This window comes from Mesorhizobium sp. M0340, assembly GCF_040321535.1.
In the GTDB taxonomy this organism is placed as follows: Bacteria; Pseudomonadota; Alphaproteobacteria; order Rhizobiales; family Rhizobiaceae; genus Mesorhizobium.
The window spans coordinates 23,831-39,188 of sequence record NZ_JAMYRR010000035.1 but is presented as its reverse complement, the minus strand read 5'-3'; the positions used below and the strand labels follow the sequence as shown (position 1 = coordinate 39,188).

General features: G+C 61.7%; 16 protein-coding genes. 8 read left to right on the top strand and 8 right to left on the bottom strand.

Annotated elements, in window-relative coordinates; translation table 11 throughout:
- Positions 1-154: 154 nt before the first annotated feature.
- Complete coding sequence (gene cysS, locus NKI79_RS30255) at positions 155-1,687, bottom strand: cysteine--tRNA ligase (protein WP_352480335.1); 1,533 nt, start codon at positions 1,685-1,687, stop codon at positions 155-157.
- Between the two features lie 418 nt (positions 1,688-2,105).
- On the opposite strand from cysS, the gene NKI79_RS30250 reads away from it, so the two are divergent.
- Positions 2,106-2,255 carry a hypothetical protein gene (locus tag NKI79_RS30250; protein ID WP_254820210.1) on the top strand — a complete coding sequence of 50 codons (150 nt, stop codon included), beginning with the start codon at positions 2,106-2,108 and terminating at the stop codon, positions 2,253-2,255.
- A gap of 57 nt (positions 2,256-2,312) precedes the next feature.
- Here the strand turns inward: NKI79_RS30250 and NKI79_RS30245 are convergent, their stop codons facing one another.
- Entirely contained in the window at positions 2,313-3,074 is a 762-nt protein-coding gene (locus NKI79_RS30245; protein WP_352806776.1) for an SOS response-associated peptidase, read from the bottom strand.
- 121 nt (positions 3,075-3,195) lie between these two features.
- On the opposite strand from NKI79_RS30245, the gene NKI79_RS30240 reads away from it, so the two are divergent.
- The 4 genes from NKI79_RS30240 (at position 3,196) to NKI79_RS30225 (ending at position 5,562) form a co-directional block, all read left to right on the top strand.
- Positions 3,196-3,621, top strand: coding sequence for an NUDIX hydrolase (locus tag NKI79_RS30240; protein WP_352806773.1), 426 nt, complete (start codon positions 3,196-3,198; stop codon positions 3,619-3,621).
- A 48-nt stretch (positions 3,622-3,669) separates the two neighbouring features.
- A complete protein-coding gene (locus NKI79_RS30235) occupies positions 3,670-4,047 on the top strand; it encodes a TIGR02301 family protein (RefSeq protein WP_023677748.1) in 378 nt (125 codons plus the stop codon).
- 373 nt (positions 4,048-4,420) lie between these two features.
- Positions 4,421-4,678: a hypothetical protein gene (locus NKI79_RS30230; protein ID WP_008874920.1), complete on the top strand. Its 258-nt coding sequence runs from the start codon at positions 4,421-4,423 to the stop codon at positions 4,676-4,678.
- An 80-nt stretch (positions 4,679-4,758) separates the two neighbouring features.
- Complete coding sequence (locus NKI79_RS30225; RefSeq protein ID WP_352480334.1) at positions 4,759-5,562, top strand: hypothetical protein; 804 nt, start codon at positions 4,759-4,761, stop codon at positions 5,560-5,562.
- Between the two features lie 33 nt (positions 5,563-5,595).
- Here the strand turns inward: NKI79_RS30225 and NKI79_RS30220 are convergent, their stop codons facing one another.
- Positions 5,596-6,927 carry a dihydroorotase gene (locus tag NKI79_RS30220; RefSeq protein ID WP_352806771.1) on the bottom strand — a complete coding sequence of 444 codons (1,332 nt, stop codon included), beginning with the start codon at positions 6,925-6,927 and terminating at the stop codon, positions 5,596-5,598.
- A gap of 83 nt (positions 6,928-7,010) precedes the next feature.
- On the opposite strand from NKI79_RS30220, the gene ygfZ reads away from it, so the two are divergent.
- From ygfZ to NKI79_RS30205, 3 genes are all read left to right on the top strand, one after another.
- The gene (gene ygfZ / locus NKI79_RS30215) at positions 7,011-7,871 is read left to right on the top strand and encodes a CAF17-like 4Fe-4S cluster assembly/insertion protein YgfZ (RefSeq protein ID WP_352806768.1); all 861 of its coding nucleotides are present in this window, start codon (positions 7,011-7,013) and stop codon (positions 7,869-7,871) included.
- Entirely contained in the window at positions 7,871-8,503 is a 633-nt protein-coding gene (locus NKI79_RS30210; RefSeq protein ID WP_023677753.1) for an HD domain-containing protein, read from the top strand. Before ygfZ ends, NKI79_RS30210 begins: the two co-directional genes overlap by 1 nt.
- A gap of 64 nt (positions 8,504-8,567) precedes the next feature.
- Positions 8,568-10,706 carry a putative bifunctional diguanylate cyclase/phosphodiesterase gene (locus NKI79_RS30205; RefSeq protein WP_352480331.1) on the top strand — a complete coding sequence of 713 codons (2,139 nt, stop codon included), beginning with the start codon at positions 8,568-8,570 and terminating at the stop codon, positions 10,704-10,706.
- Positions 10,707-10,835: 129 nt separating this feature from the next.
- Here NKI79_RS30205 and NKI79_RS30200 read toward each other — a convergent pair whose 3' ends face one another.
- The 5 genes from NKI79_RS30200 to NKI79_RS30180 form a co-directional block, all read right to left on the bottom strand.
- Positions 10,836-11,108 carry a DUF3303 domain-containing protein gene (locus NKI79_RS30200; protein WP_254820204.1) on the bottom strand — a complete coding sequence of 91 codons (273 nt, stop codon included), beginning with the start codon at positions 11,106-11,108 and terminating at the stop codon, positions 10,836-10,838.
- A gap of 22 nt (positions 11,109-11,130) precedes the next feature.
- A complete protein-coding gene (locus NKI79_RS30195) occupies positions 11,131-12,594 on the bottom strand; it encodes a RimK family ATP-grasp domain-containing protein (RefSeq protein WP_254820203.1) in 1,464 nt (487 codons plus the stop codon).
- Positions 12,591-13,697, bottom strand: a complete 1,107-nt coding sequence (locus NKI79_RS30190) for a peptidase C39 family protein (RefSeq protein WP_254820202.1) — start codon at positions 13,695-13,697, stop codon at positions 12,591-12,593. The genes NKI79_RS30195 and NKI79_RS30190 overlap by 4 nt, the downstream gene beginning before the upstream one ends.
- Positions 13,698-13,905: 208 nt before the next feature.
- Complete coding sequence (locus tag NKI79_RS30185; protein ID WP_352480330.1) at positions 13,906-14,697, bottom strand: anti-sigma factor family protein; 792 nt, start codon at positions 14,695-14,697, stop codon at positions 13,906-13,908.
- Positions 14,694-15,212, bottom strand: a complete 519-nt coding sequence (locus NKI79_RS30180) for a sigma-70 family RNA polymerase sigma factor (protein WP_254820200.1) — start codon at positions 15,210-15,212, stop codon at positions 14,694-14,696. The genes NKI79_RS30185 and NKI79_RS30180 overlap by 4 nt, the downstream gene beginning before the upstream one ends.
- Between the last annotated feature and the right edge of the window lie 146 nt (positions 15,213-15,358).

The following is a 15,358-nucleotide window of genomic DNA, read 5'->3' as shown; positions in this document are numbered from 1 at the left end:
TTCGCTGACGCGATGGAACGAGGTCGTGACCCATCAAGCACCCTCGCCTTCGCGATTGGCGAAATCATCGACGACAGCCAATCTCCCCCCTTGCGGGGGAGATCGGCCATCACAAAAGCCTTCGCCAGCCTTGCACGCATTTCGACCTCCACCCTCACCGCTTTACCTCCCAGGTGGTGATGCGGGCGCCGGTGACCGGGTCCTTTCCGTCCTTCAATTGCACGCCTTGCGCCAGAAGCTCGTCGCGGATGCGGTCGGCCTCGGCCCAGTTCTTTTCGCGAATAAGACCGAGTCTTTCGTCTATACGCGCTCTGATACGATCCTTGGTGGGACCAACAGAGCCGTATGCGTCGAGGGTGTCGTCCTCCTCCGGAATGCTTGCGTGGGCGACGGCCTTGGTCTCAGTCACAGCTGGGACGCCACGTAAGAATTCATCTGGGGTGTGCTGCATAAGACCCAGAAGTTTTAGACCAGCCAAGACTCGGCCCGCATCATCCCCAGCTCCGTACTCAGATGAAGAAGCGGTGCGGAACGCATCGTATGTCTGCAAATCGTCGAGCAAATGCTCCAAAATTCGAGGTTCCGGTGTGGTTGGGTTCACGGGCCAGATTTCATCAAATCGACGGTAGAGTTTCGTAAGCAGCCTTTCCGCCTCTTCCAGCTTGCGCACGGAAAAGTCGATCGGCTCGCGATAATGCGTCATCAGCATCGCCAGCCTGAGCACCTCGCCCGGCCATTTGCGGCCGCCAAAGGTATCCGTCTCCAGCAATTCGGTGATCGAATAGAAATTGCCCAGGCTCTTGGACATCTTCTGCCCTTCGACCTGCAGGAAACCGTTGTGCATCCAAACCTTGGCCATCGTTTCGGTGCCGTGGGCGCAACGCGATTGCGCGATCTCGTTCTCGTGGTGCGGAAAGATCAGGTCGAGACCACCGCCATGGATGTCGAACACCTCGCCGAGATAGGCGGCCGACATCGCCGAGCACTCGATGTGCCAGCCCGGCCGACCCCTGCCCCACGGGCTGTCCCAGCCCGGCTCCTCGGGCGAAGACAATTTCCACAGCACGAAATCCTGCGGGTTCTTCTTATGCGCATCGACGGCGACGCGGGCGCCGGCCTGCTGCTCATCGAGATTGCGCTTCGACAACTGCCCATAATCCGGCATGGAAGCGGTGTCGAACAAGACTTCTCCAGCCGCGACATAGGCATGGCCGCGTTCGATCAAGCGTTGAATCAAGAAGATCATGTCGACTTTGCCGTCGGGCCTGGGCTCGACGAACTCGGTGGCGCGCGGCTCGACCGTCGGTTCCAGGCAACCGAGCGCCGCAACGTCCTTGTGGAACTGATCGGCGGTCTTTTCGGTGACCCGCCTGATCGCTTCGTTCAGCGACAGCTTGCCCGATGCAATTTCGCCGCCGAAATCGCGCAGCGCGCGAGCGTTGATCTTGTCGTCGACGTCCGTAATGTTGCGGACATAGGTGACGTGCGCTTCCCCGTAGAGATGGCGTAGCAAACGGAACAGCACGTCGAAGACGATCACCGGCCGCGCATTGCCGATATGGGCGAAGTCATAGACCGTCGGGCCGCAGACATACATGCGCACGTTGCGCGGATCGATCGGGAAGAAATCCTCCTTGCTCCGCGTTAGCGTATTGTAGAGGCGCAGGCTCTTCGATGCGTCAGACATACGTGCGTTCCCGGTGCGTTACTTTGGTTGAGCATGATCTTTGGGATCGTGCTCTGGATGAAGCCAGTTACGCCGAGGCGCAAATCGGGCTCCAGCCTGCTGGCCGGGGCGTTTGTCCAATCTTGGAGGAGATGAGGCGAAAACGTCCAGGACCAGCGCGAGGCTAGCCGATAATGCAAATGCCACAAATGGCGAAAGGCGTTTTCATGGCCGGCTTTATCGCCTTGCCCGGTGTTGCCGTCAAGTCGCTACCTTCGCCAAAAATATCGTTGGATCACAGGAAATGCGGCACTGAAACATTTTATTAAACATGTCGGCACTGTCATGAAACATTCGCCGGCTAGATCAGCAAGCGTCACGATTTGGTCGGATTCGGCCAGCAAACGCAGACACGAAGACGTTACTAGGGAAGAGAAGAATGCCCAAGCAGGAACCCAGCCGTGCCAAGCAACCGGCGCTCGCCAGCTATTACCGAGCGATCGGCCCGGCAGCAATCGTCGCCGCTCTTCTGCACACCGCGAAGAAGAAGAAGCCGGCACAGAAGATCGTCTCGCCGCGCGCTGCCTGAGAATGCGGTCGGGTGAAGATTGAGGCGCTCACGGCGAGCCAGTAACAGTAGCTTTTGCTAAAATAAACTCATCTGATTGTCGTTCGCGCCGGACTTCTGGCGCTTGACCTTCTCGAGCTCAGGCTCGACGACGCCCTTCTCCTGAATCTCTGGCCCGGTATTGGCGACCTTGTTGACGAGGTCGGAAACCGGGATCGCTTCGAAGAAATCGGGCTGGGCGGGTCTCAGCAGATCGGCCACGTCGCGCGGCTCGAGTGTGCGGCAATCCAGCCAGCGTGCAAAATCCTCGGGATGGATCACTACCGGCATGCGGTCGTGGATATGGGCAGTATCGGCATTGGCGTGGGCGGTCAGAATGGCGCCAGTGTCCATTTCCGAGCCGCCCGGCTCGGCATAGGTCTCAATCAGCCCGGCGAAGGCGACAACCCCGCCCTGTCTTGGCCGCACCCAATAGGGCTGCCCTCTTCTGCCACCGGTTTGGTGCCATTCGTAGAATCCCGAAGCCGGCACCAGGGCGCGGCGATGGCGCATGGCAGCGCGAAACGACGCCTTTTCCGAAGCCCCCTCGGAACGCGCGTTGAACAGCAGCGGGAAGTTACGCGTATCCTTCACCCAGGCAGGGATCAGGCCCCAGCGCACCAGAATCGAGCGGCGGTCGGGCAGGTTCGAGGCCGGCGCCTGCGTCAATCCGGCGAGCGCCATCAGCACCGGCTGCGTCGGCGCGATATTGTAGCGGGCCGGAAACTCCTCAAGTTCCGCCAGGCCGAGAAAGGCAGCGGTCTGGTCCGGAGTGGCTGTCAAAGCGAAGCGTCCGCACATGAATTCAGCTTTCGATTGGTGGCGTATGAAAGTGGCCATGGAACCTGCCTTTCGCAATCGCTAAAGCTGTTCGCCGACGGTCGGTCCACAACGGGCTGTGCCAATCGAGCGATCCGGAGCCATGGAAGCACGCAAGATCATTCCGGCAGTCTCGGCCTGCGTCGTGCGCGAGAACACGGTGCTGCTGGTCAAGCGGGCCAGGCCGCCCTCGCAAGGCCTTTATGCCTTTCCCGGCGGCAAGGTCGAAGCCGGCGAGACGCTGGAACAGGCAGCACGGCGCGAATTGCTGGAAGAGACCGGATTGCAGGCGCGCAGCTACCGGCCGCTGCGGGAAATCCACATCGACGGCAGCGGGGACGGACATCCGGTCGACTACTGGCTGACGGTGTTTGGGGCCGATTATGCCGGCGGCGAGGCGGTTGCCAGCGACGACGCCGAAACCGCGGCTTTCTATACGCTGGCCGAAATGATGGCGATGCCGCTCGCCGATGCAGTGTTTGAAATTGCCGACGATCTACTCGGTCCCAAAAAAGACGGCAAGACGTGAGCCAGAGAATCGCCTTGCAGGCGACAAATTGTTCCAGCACAAAGCCTCATGAGCCGCACGTCTTCGTTTCTCGCCGCATGCCTCGCCGTCAGTGTGGTTGTCGGTGCGCGCCCGGCGATCGCCGCCGAAGCACCGTTCGAGCCCGGGCTGATGCGGCTGGCGGAAGTGCTCGGCTCGCTGCATTTCCTGCGTAATCTGTGTGGCGAGAAGGGCGATCGGTGGCGAGCCGAGATGGAAAAACTGATCGCATCGGAAAATCCGAACCCGGAGCGGCGCGCCCGCTTCATCGCCAGCTTCAACCGCGGCTACCGGTCGTTCGGCGGCACTTATACGCAATGCACCGCCTCGGCGACGGAAGCCATCAGCCGCTACATGAAGGAAGGCGAGACGCTGTCTCGCGACATCGCTTCGCGCTACGGAAACTGACGACGGCAGCCGCTTTCCGGAAAAGCCGCATCAAGGGTCGGCGCCGTCGCGGTGGACGCGTTCGACACTTCCCCGCTTGCCTCGACTGAGGTCTTGGTGCAAACCTAATGTTGCACTTTTGCAACTATGTTAACGAAACGTTAGCGCGCAGATGTGAAATTAACTCAAACTGAAGGTTTCCGTCCCCTTGGCCGACCTAATCGGCTAAGTTTGAAACGGATCGGATGCAGGTTTGCTAGACGCGACGGAATTTGTAGACAGCGACCAAAAAAATGTCGCATTTACAGATACTTACTTGCGCCTGCGTGTAAAAGGGACAACTCAAGCTTGATCCCTGTCCAACGGATCACCGCTTGAAAGGGTGGACATCGCAATGGAACATGGCGTCAACGACATCGACGCGCTGGTCAGGGAAGAAAAGCGCCTGACTGCCGTGGAAAGCCACAGCGAAGCCTGGGCAGAAGGATTGTCGGCGGGGATCGAGCCGGAAATCATCGCCGAGGCAGCCCTCGAAACGGCATTCGGCGAAATGCTGCGCGCCAATGGCGAGACCTCGGCGCTTGCCCTGCTCGATCGCATGCGTGAAAAGGTGATTGCCGGGGCCTTCGAGCCCGAAAGACTGCGGCACTGATCCCGGTTCTTTGACGACGGCGCGCCGCCGGACATCATGTCCGGGCACATGGATGGGCTGGAACCAGGGAGTAGCAGGCGGTGAATTTTTCGATATCAGGCAAGCCACGCGGCCTGGTCCTCGGCATTTGGCTTACTGCTTCCTGCGCCACAATTCCCCTTGCACTGTTTCTTGCGAGCAGCCCCGCTCACGCCCTCAGCGAGATCAAACGCGAAGACCTGCCCTCGCCGGTCACGCCGCCGCCGGACGGCGACATGTCGCCGTCTGGAAGTACCGTGCCGATGCCCGGCCCGCTCGGCACGGTACCACCTCCAGCCCGCCAGCCGACTCCGTCCGAGGAGCCAGAGCAAACCGAACCGAAAGGGCCAACGGACGATGGCGGGATGGCCAATCCGCATGTCGATCCGGACGCGCCTGTGCCCGAAGTCGTCTACGACCTGGCCAAGTTGCCGGAACCGGTCAGGCGCATGCACGATCTGATCGTCGAGGCGTGCAAAAGCGGCGACATCGAAAAGCTTCGGCCGCTGATCGGCACGGGAGACATGATGACCCAATTGTCGCTGGGTGACATCGAGGGCGACCCGATCGCCTTCCTGAAGGGCCTTTCGGGCGATACGGAAGGCCAGGAGATCCTCGCCATCCTGGAAGAGGTGCTCAGTGCCGGTTATGTCCATGTCGATGCCGGCACGCCGCAGGATCTCTATGTCTGGCCCTATTTCTTCGCCCTGCCGCTGGACAAACTCGATGCCAGGCAGCGGGTCGAGCTGTTCAAGATCGTCACCGCCAGCGACTATGACGATATGAAGCAGTTCGGTGCGTACATCTTCTACCGAGTCGGCATCACGCCGACCGGACAATGGACGTTCTTCGTTGCTGGGGATTGAGTGGTTTAGCCTGGCCCTTATGAGGCAGGGAGCTTAGCCCGCCAACGCCTCGCAAAACTCCACCGCCCTGCCCTGGCTCGGCGCGACGATCTCGCCTTCCCACATCACGCGCCGGCCCCGAACGATGGTGCCGACCGGCCAGCCGGTCACCTGCCTGCCGTCATAAGGCGTCCAGCCGGCCTTGGAGCCTTGCTGGGCGTTGGCGATGGTCTCGCGGCGCTTCAGATCGACGATGGTCAGATCGGCATCGTAGCCGGCGGCAATACGGCCTTTCCTGGCGATGCCGAAAATGCGCTGCGGGCCATGGCTGGTCAGGTCGACAAAGCGCTGCAACGTCAGCCGGCCGGCGTTGACATGGTCCAGCATGATCGGCACCAAAGTCTGCACGCCGGTCATGCCGGACGGCGACGCCGGATAAGGCTTTGCCTTCTCGGCCAGCGTGTGCGGCGCATGGTCGGAGCCGAGCACATCAATGATGCCTTGCGCAACACCGTGCCAGACCCCGTCGCGATGGCGTGTGGCGCGCACCGGCGGGTTCATCTGGATCAGGGTGCCCAACTGCGCATAATCATCGGCGCTCAGCGTCAGATGATGCGGCGTCGCCTCGCAGGTCGCGACATCCTTATGCTGTTCGAGGAAGCCTATCTCCTCGGCGGTCGAGATGTGCAGCACATGGATCCGGGCGCGAACCTGGCGCGCGATGCGCACAAGGCGCTCTGTGCAGCGCAATGCAGCGATCTCGTCGCGCCACACCGGATGTGAGGACGGATCGCCCCCGATGCGCTCGCCAAGCCGCTCGCGCAGCCGGAACTCGTCCTCGGAATGAAAGGCGGCGCGGCGGCGTGTGTTCCTCAGGATCGAGGCAACGCCTTCGTCGTCCTCGACCAGCAGGTCGCCGGTGGACGAGCCCATGAACACTTTTATGCCGGCCGCACCCGGCAGCCGCTCGAGATTGCCAACGTCTTTTGCATTGTCGCGGGTCCCGCCGACCCAGAAGGCAAAGTCGCAATGCATGCGGCCGGTGGCACGCCGCACCTTGTCGACAAGGGTTGCCTCGCTGGTGGTCAGCGGATTGGTGTTCGGCATCTCGAAGACGGCGGTGACGCCGCCAAGCACCGCTGCGCGGGAGCCCGTCTCCAAATCTTCCTTGTGCTCCAGTCCCGGCTCGCGGAAATGCACCTGACTGTCGACGACGCCCGGCAGGATATGGAGCCCGTGGCAGTCGATCGTCTCGCCCGCCGATGCCTGGCGGAGGTCGCCGATGGCAGCGATGCGCCCACCATTGATACCGACGTCGCGAAAACCCTCGCCGTCGTGATTGACCACGGTGCCGCCTGTCAGGATGAGATCGTAGAGGGGGGCCATGCGGATCCGGTCTCTTGCGGGGGAAGTGCCAGCGGCTTACGTAATGACCGATAGTTTTGCAAGATCAGGCTCGTTTTCCCACCATGCCCTTTGCCTCGCTCAGAGATCGCGCACTCGTTTCCGTGTCCGGATCGGATGCCGAGCACTTTTTGCAGAACATCCTGACCACCGACCTAGACGCGCTCGGCCGCGGCGAAGCAAAGCCCGGCGCCTTACTGACGCCGCAAGGCAAGATCCTTTTCGACTTCCTGATCTCGCGCGCTGGCGAAAATACTTTCCGGCTCGAATGCCGTGCTGAGACCATCGAAGACTTCATGCGCCGGCTGACGCTCTACAAGTTGCGCGCCAAAGTCGAAATTGCCAAGGCAGATCAGTCGGTTGTGACCGTCGTATGGGAAAGCCATTCAACTGCCTCGCAATTTGAATCTGCACCGTTTGCCGATGCGCGGTTTGTCGATGCTATCGTCACGCGCTTCTATGGTGGCGCCGCAGACGGCGGCGACCTTGCCGCATGGCAAGCCTTTCGCATCGCCAATGGCATTGCCGAAAGCGGCAGCGACTATCAGCTCGGCGACGCGTTTCCGCATGATGTGCTGCTCGACGAGATCGGCGGCGTCGGCTTCAAGAAAGGCTGCTACGTCGGCCAGGAGGTCGTCTCGCGCATGCAGCATCGCGGCACTGCCAGGCGCCGAGTGTTGATCGTGTCGGCCGAACGCCCCCTGCCCACTTCGCGCGCAGAGTTGGCCGTGGCGGGGCGACCAGTCGGCACGCTTGGCTCGACCGCCGGCACGACAGGCCTTGCCATTGCCCGCATCGACCGGGTCAAGGCAGCGCTCGACGCCGGCCTGCCGATCCTGGCTGACGACGTCGCCGTGTCGCTCGCCATCCCGTCCTGGGCGAAATTCAGCTTTCCGCAGGAAGCCGTTGGCGCGGAGGACGCCTGATGGCGGCCGACCGCGCCGGGGCGCCGCCGCGTGCCTGGCAACGTATGCTGTCCGGCCGCCGGCTCGACCTGCTCGATCCCTCGCCGCTCGACATCGAGATCTCCGATATTGCCCATGGCCTTGCCCGCGTCGCACGCTGGAACGGCCAGACCAGAGGCGATCACGCCTTTTCGGTCGCCCAGCATTCACTGCTGGTCGAAACACTTGTCGGCGAACTGATGCCGGATGCCGACGCCGACGCGCGGTTGGCGGCGCTGCTGCACGACGCGCCGGAATACGTCATCGGCGATATGATCTCGCCGTTCAAATCCGTGATGGGCGGCAGCTACAGGGATTGCGAGATCAGGCTGCAGCGTGCCATCCATCTGCGCTTTTCACTGCCTGCCGAACTCGACGCGGGGCTGCGCAAGGAAATCAAGCGAGCGGATCAGATCGCCGCTTATTTCGAAGCAACGCTGCTTGCGGGTTTTTCGACGGCGGAGGCGACCGAGTTCTTCGGCAGGCCGCGCGGTTTCAACGCCGAGCGCTTCGATGTCACGCCGCGCTCGGTGACCTGGGCGCAGAATGCCTTTCTCAAACGGTTTGCGGCAATCGAAAAGTCGCGACGCCAGACTGCCGTTCCAGCCGGCTGAAAACGGTAAATTAACCGGCAGGGACAACAGTGCCGTGGTTAACCATGGTCCATAGGCTTGCCTCATGCCCGTTGCCGGTATCAAGGCTGGTTCATCCGTCCGCCGACGGAGGGCCAAAGGCGTTGGTCTGCCGCGACGGATCGAAGACGAGCTACGCGAACAGAACGAGCGTTTTTCGGCAGCGATCGAGAACATGTCGCATGGCCTGTGCATGTTCGATGCCGATGAGCGGATGATCATCTGCAACAGGAACTACATCAGCATCTTTCGCCTCGACGCCGAAGTGGTGCGGCCCGGCATCCGGTTTTTCGACATCCTCCAGCACAGCGTGGATATCGGCATCGCCTCGCAAAGCGCCGAGCAACTCTATGCCATCCGCAAGCCCTATATCGACCAGGCAAAACCTTCCACCTATGAGGAAACGCTTGCAGACGGGCGCATCGTCAACATTTCGCACCGGCCGCTGGCGTCAGGTGGCTGGGTCTCGATCTACGAGGACATCACCGAGCAACGGCGCGCCGAGCAGGAGTTGAAAGAGCAGCACCGCCGTTTCGACGCAGCACTTGCCAACATGTCGCAAGGCCTTTTGATGTACGATGCGGACGGCAAGCTGATCGTGCGCAACGAACGTTTCCTGGAACTTTATCATGTCAGGCCCGCCGACTTCCCGCTTGGCATGAGCCACCGTGATGCGTTCAAGCGGCTGCTGGAACTGGGCATTTATACAAAGCTCGACCCCGACAGCGAAATCTCGCAAATCGAAGCCTGCCTGCGGGCGGGGAAAACACACATAACGCATCGTCATCTCGCCGACGGCAGGACGCTGTTGGTTGCGCGCCGGCCGATGAGCGGCGGCGGCTGGGTCGCGACGTTCGACGACGTCACCGAGCGCAGGCGTGTGGAAGAGCGCATGACCCATCTTGCGCACCACGACACACTGACCAACCTGCCCAATCGCTCGATGCTTCGCGAACGGCTCGACCAAGCCCTGAGCGAGACGAGAGACGGATCGCTGGCGATATTCTCGCTCGACCTCGATCACTTCAAGGCAGTCAATGATACTTGGGGTCACCCCGCCGGCGACTGGCTGCTGAAATGCGTGGCCGAACGGCTGCAACGGTGCCTGCGCAATGAAACGGACGTTGTCTCCCGCTTCGGCGGCGACGAATTCGTCATCATCCTGTTCAATCTCAAAAGCCCGGGCGACGCGGAAAAGCTGGCCAAACGCATAGTCGAGATCATCGGAAAGCCGTTTCGCGACAAGAGACACGACATGCGTGTCGGCATCAGTCTCGGCATCGCGCTGTTTCCGAATGACGGCAAGGACGCCGAGACTTTGCTGAAAAATGCCGATATGGCGCTCTATCGGGCAAAGAGCGAAGGGCGCAACCTCTACCGCTTCTTCGAACCGGCCATGGACGCGATGGTGCGGGCCCGCCGGGCGCTCGAAATCGATCTCAGGGCAGCGCTGTCGCGCCGCGAATTCGAGCTGGATTTCCAGCCGATCATGAACATCGCCTCCGGCGAAATCGTCGGTGCCGAAGCCTTGATGCGCTGGCGATCGCCGGTGCGCGGCCTGGTGCGGCCGGACGACTTCATTCCGGCCGCCGAGGAGACCGGGCTGATCGTGCCGCTCGGAGAATGGGCGCTGCGAAAAGCCTGCACGACCGCGGCAGGCTGGGCGGCTTGGCGCATCGCAGTCAATGTCTCCGCCGTGCAGATCAAAAGCGGTACCTTTGCCCGCAGCGTCATTTCGGCACTGGCGTTCTCGGGCGTGCCGGCCAACCGACTTGAACTGGAAATCACCGAAACGGTGCTGATGGACGAGAGCGATCTGGTGCTCAAGACACTCAGGCAGCTACGCGATCTGGGCGTCCGCATCGCGCTGGACGATTTCGGCACCGGCTATTCCTCGCTGGGCTACCTCAGGCGCTTTCCCGTCGACAAGATCAAGATCGATCGCTCGTTCACCCGTGACATCGACAGTCGCGATACCGCGGCGATCGTGCGCACCATCATCGGGCTTGGCGCACAGCTGGGCATCACCGTCACCGCCGAAGGTGTCGAGACCGAAGCGCAGCTTGAATTCCTGCAAAAGGAGGGTTGTGTCGAGGCCCAGGGCTATTTGATCGGCGTGCCGTCAAAGGCGTCGGACATCAATCGGCTGCTGAGGTCGAGCGCGACGATCCGGCAGTCCGGCTAAGTGCGACAGTCTCGCGGAAGCGCGGGCAACCGGCTTGGATCTCCTTGAGATGACGCTCGATTCGCGTGTTAATTCCTTGATAGAGAAGGCGGAATTCAGGTGTGGCGAACCAGGAGGTTCCTTGCCGGGTCAGAGGTGCCCGCTCAATGCCTCAACCATATCCTTGTTCGTCGCCACAGGAACAATCTCGAATTCGACCAGATCGGCCCATTCGATGACCCACCGCTGCAGGAGCGTGATGTCATCGGCCTCCACCAGCAGGAAGCAGCGGCTCATATCCGCTGCGATCCAGCTGTGGTGCACGAGAAGCGCGTCCGGCTTCAGGCGGCCCTGGTCGCGGAAACGGCGGTAGATCTCCTTGCGGTCGCAGCCGCGAAAATCCTCGGTTACGAAGAACAGCATCTTTTTCCCCTCAGTTCGGATATTATCGCCCCGGCCGGTCCAGCCGCTCCAGGAACCACTGCGTCAGCCGCACCCAGACCTCGTCCTTTTCGCCAGAGTCTTCCCAGCCGTGGTCGAGGTTGGGGTTGTCGTTGACCTCGATGACGAAGACGCCGTCCCTGGTTTCCTTGAGGTCGACGCCGTAGAGGCCGTCGCCGATGCAACGCGCCGCGCTCACCGCCGTCTCGACGACATGGGCCGGCGCTTCCTTCAGGGTGAAGGTCTTGATGCCGCCCTGATCGGGCTTGCCGTTGGCCTTATGATTGACGATCTGCCAATGTTTCTTGGCCATCAGATAATGGACGGCAAACAAGGGTTGGCCGCCGAGGACACCGACGCGCCAGTCATATTCCGTCGGAATGAATTTTTGCGCGATCAGGAGGTCGGAATCCTCCAGCCATTCGGTTGCAAGCGACTTCAACTCTTCGAAAGTGCCGCATTTCTTGACGCCGCGCGAAAACGAGGAGTCCGGGATCTTCAGCACCAGCGGGAAGCCCAGCGTCTGCGCCGCAAGTTCCAGGTCCGAGGTGCCGGCTATCATCACCGTTGGCGGCACCGGTACCTTGTTGTAGGTCATCAGCTCGTTGAGATAGACCTTGTTGGTGCAGCGGATCATCGACAGCGGATCGTCGATGACCGGCATGCCTTCCTGCTGGGCGCGGCGGGCAAAGCGGTAGGTGTGGTTGGAGATCGAGGTGGTCTCGCGGATGAACAGCGCGTCGTAGTTGGCGAGCTTGGCCAGATCCCGCTTGGTGATCGGCTCGATTTCGACGCCCATCTTTTCAGCGATCTTGGCCCAGTGGCGCAGCGACGAAATCTCCGACGGTGGCAGTTCCTCATGCGGATCGACCAGAGTGGCGAAAGTGTAGCGCGCCGGCGTGCGGCCCTTGGTGTCGCGCCACTCGCGGTTGGTGTAGGTCTCCAGGCACTGGAGAAAGTGCGTTTCCTCGTCCTCGGTCATCCTGGCCAGGGGATGGAACCCGATCTTGCGGATCGAGGCCCATTCGGCGCTGTCCCTGATGTGGACCTCGAGCGCCGGGGCACGGAACCAGTCGAACAGAAGTTTTGCGAAGCGGTCCCAGATCCTGGATGGTCCGATGCCGAAGAAGATGCAGACCTTCTGGGGAAAAGCGCCACCCAGGTCCTTGCGGCACTTGTTGAGTGCGAGTTCGAGTTCCGGCAACGCGTGCTCATAGAGCTTGCGCTCCGACAGGTCGATCATCGTTTCGACCGTCGGGATGACCTTATGGCCGCGCGAACCAGCAAGCAGCGACGCGTAATAGCCGCGGCTCTGGTAGCCGTAATTGTTCGACAGGTTGATGACCTTCGGCCGCTGACCGCGAAACAGTGCCGGATGGGCAAGGTAGTCGCGATTGGTGATGATCTTGTGCGGCGTCGCCACTTGGTCGAGATCGTTCTGCCGGCCGGTAAGGATGACCCAGGTCATTGGCTATCGCGCTTTCCGAGAGTGATGGCGGCGCGCAATCCGTCGCGGCCGAATTGCGCCATGTTCATGAAGATGCCGTAAGGCACGGGAATGTTGGCAGCATCGAGGATCGTCTCCTGCCGCTCGTCCTCGACCCAGGGGTCGTGGATCAGGATATGATCGCCGTCGTCACCGATGGCCAATACCCAGTGCGGAACCTTCTTGCCGAACATCAGGAAGCCGCTGATCAGGACCAGCACCAGTTTTCCCTCTGCGATCGCGGTGCGAATGTCGTCAAGCCCGAATGAACGGTAATTCACCGGGATGCTGTAAAGTTCCGCGCGGCGGCGAAAGTCGACCTGCGCCAGCTCCATGACGCGGCGCTTGTCCTCGCTGCGCACCGACTGCAGGAACAGCGCGCCGTAGAAGGAGACATAGATCTCAGCAGCAAGCCCGCTCTCATAGCCGGCGACGGCAAGCCCGAACGGTTCGCAGCCGCCCGGCCCCGACATCATGAAAACGGTCGTCGCCTCACGCCACAGCCTGATTTCCATCACCGGATCCGGCACGAATCCGGGGCCGAAGTAAGCCATCGCCATCATCAGGCAGCATGGTCCGCAAGTGAATTCGCAAGTTTGCTGATAAAACGGCACTTCGGTGGCCACCGGAATGTCGCCGCGCAAGGTCTTTTCATAGCGCAGCGCCGTGGCGCCATCCTCGTAATAGTCCGGCTCGCGGCCGATCTTGCGGTAGCCGCTCTGCTCGTAGATCTGGATCGCGCGCGGGTTGTCCTCGCGGACTTCCAAACGAAGCATCATGCGGCCGTGCTCGAAAGCGGCGGCCTCGGCCTCTTCCAGCAGCAGCCGGCCAACGCCACGGCCGCCGAAAAATGGACCAACGGCGATCGAATAAAGCCTCGCGACGCCGCTGCCCTTGCGAAACAGCACGACTGCATAGCCGGCGACGCGGCCATCGCTTTCGCCAACCAGCAGCTCGGCGGTGTCGCGTTCGATCAGTTGGCGAAAGGAGCGGCGAGAAATGCGATCGCTCGAGAAAACGGCTTTTTCGATGGCGGCGAGGTCATCGACGTCGGACGCGCGGGCCTTGCGAATCTCGGCAGGCATGCGGGCTCAGAAAACCTCGATTGGGTTGTGGAAACGGCCCTAGTCTAAACATCGGTCACACCAGCCGAAGTGCCAGCATTCAGCAAGCGCTATCGCACCTCGATTAGGGCCGAATTGTGACAGTTTTGACGGCAGGCAGGTCGCGCAAAGGCTTTGAACGACCTCCGTGTTTAGGCAACGGCGCGGCTCCGGAAGAGCGAGAGCCTGCTCAGCTTTGCAAGCCCGCCAAAAGCTGGCTATAGGCGCTCTTGGCCACTGCGGCCAGTTGCTCGCGCGGCAGCGAGCCGACGACGGCGCAGCCATAACCCTTGTCCAGCCAATAGACGGCCTCAGGACCATCGTCCTCCCCATAGGTGCCCTTGGCCTTGGCTGCCGATTCGGCGGTGACGAAGAGCGATATGCGCTCGCCCTTGACGTCCTCGTAAAGCAGCATCGCGGCCTTGCCCTGGCCGGCGGGCAGCAGCCGGCCACCGACCAGTTGGAATCCTTGCGCCGCCAGATCCGGCGCGACGAGCTTCAGACCCACCTGGTTCGACAACCAACTCTGCAAATGATCCTTGTCGCTTGCCGGCACTTCCACCGCATGCCGCGTTTCGGCGGCATAGATGACGTGGGCGGCGATCGCCTCTTCGGCAAGCTGGTCCTCGGCGGTATTTTCCAGGCCGAGGCGGCCGATGCCGGCAAGGTAGCCGCCAGCACCGCCAATCGCCAGGATGGCGGCAGCGGCGGCCGCAAGCCACCAACGCGAGCGCGACGGCGATACTCTGACCACCGGCGCCTCGCCAAGCACCACCTTGCTCAACCGCACCGGCACGGGTTCGTCCAGCACGCCATTAAAGGCTGCGCGCAACGCTTCCCGGTCGGCGGCGTAGCGTGCGCTCTTGGCCTTCATCTCGGCATTGGCCTCGAGCCATGCCTCATAGGCCGTCCGCTCGTCGCCCGGCAACTCGCCATCGAGAGCCATGTGGATGTCGCGTTCGGAGAAATCGCGCCGGCTCATTTCTCAACGATCCTTATCGAGCGGCGGCGCGCGGTATCATCCAGCAGCGCTCGCAGTTCGTCACGTCCGCGCGCGATGCGCGACATCAAAGTGCCGGCGGGCACTCCAAGGATGTTGGCGGCTTCGGCATAGGAAAACCCTTCGATGGCGACCATCACAAGTGCCGCGCGCCGGTCAGGGCTGATCGCCTGCAGCGCGTCGACGATCTCGCGCGAGGCGATGCTCTCGACCTGCTCGGCGGGTGCTGCCTGCGCCTCGCTTGTCTCGAGCGGCAGCATCGCCGCCTCGCCGCGCCGGTTCACCTTGCGCATCTGGTCGATGAACAAATGGTGCATGATCGTAAACAGCCACCTCCTGGGGCTTTCTCCTGTCTGCCAATTGTCGAGCCGCACAAGCGCCCGCTCGAGACAATCCTGGACGAGATCGTCGGCGGAATCGCGGTCGCGCAACAGCGAGCGTGCATAGCGGCGCAGACGCGGTATTTCACCCAGGATTGCTGCCTTCTTTTCGTCCATGACCGCTGGTTCTGGAGCCCCTGTCCGTGGTGATTGAACGCGCCTTTGCAGCGCGGCGCAAGCGGCCAGCGCGAAGCGGTCCGCCGCCCCGGTCACCCAAGCAACTGAATAACGCTGCCGGTGGCAGGTTTATTCCCGGGTTGCAT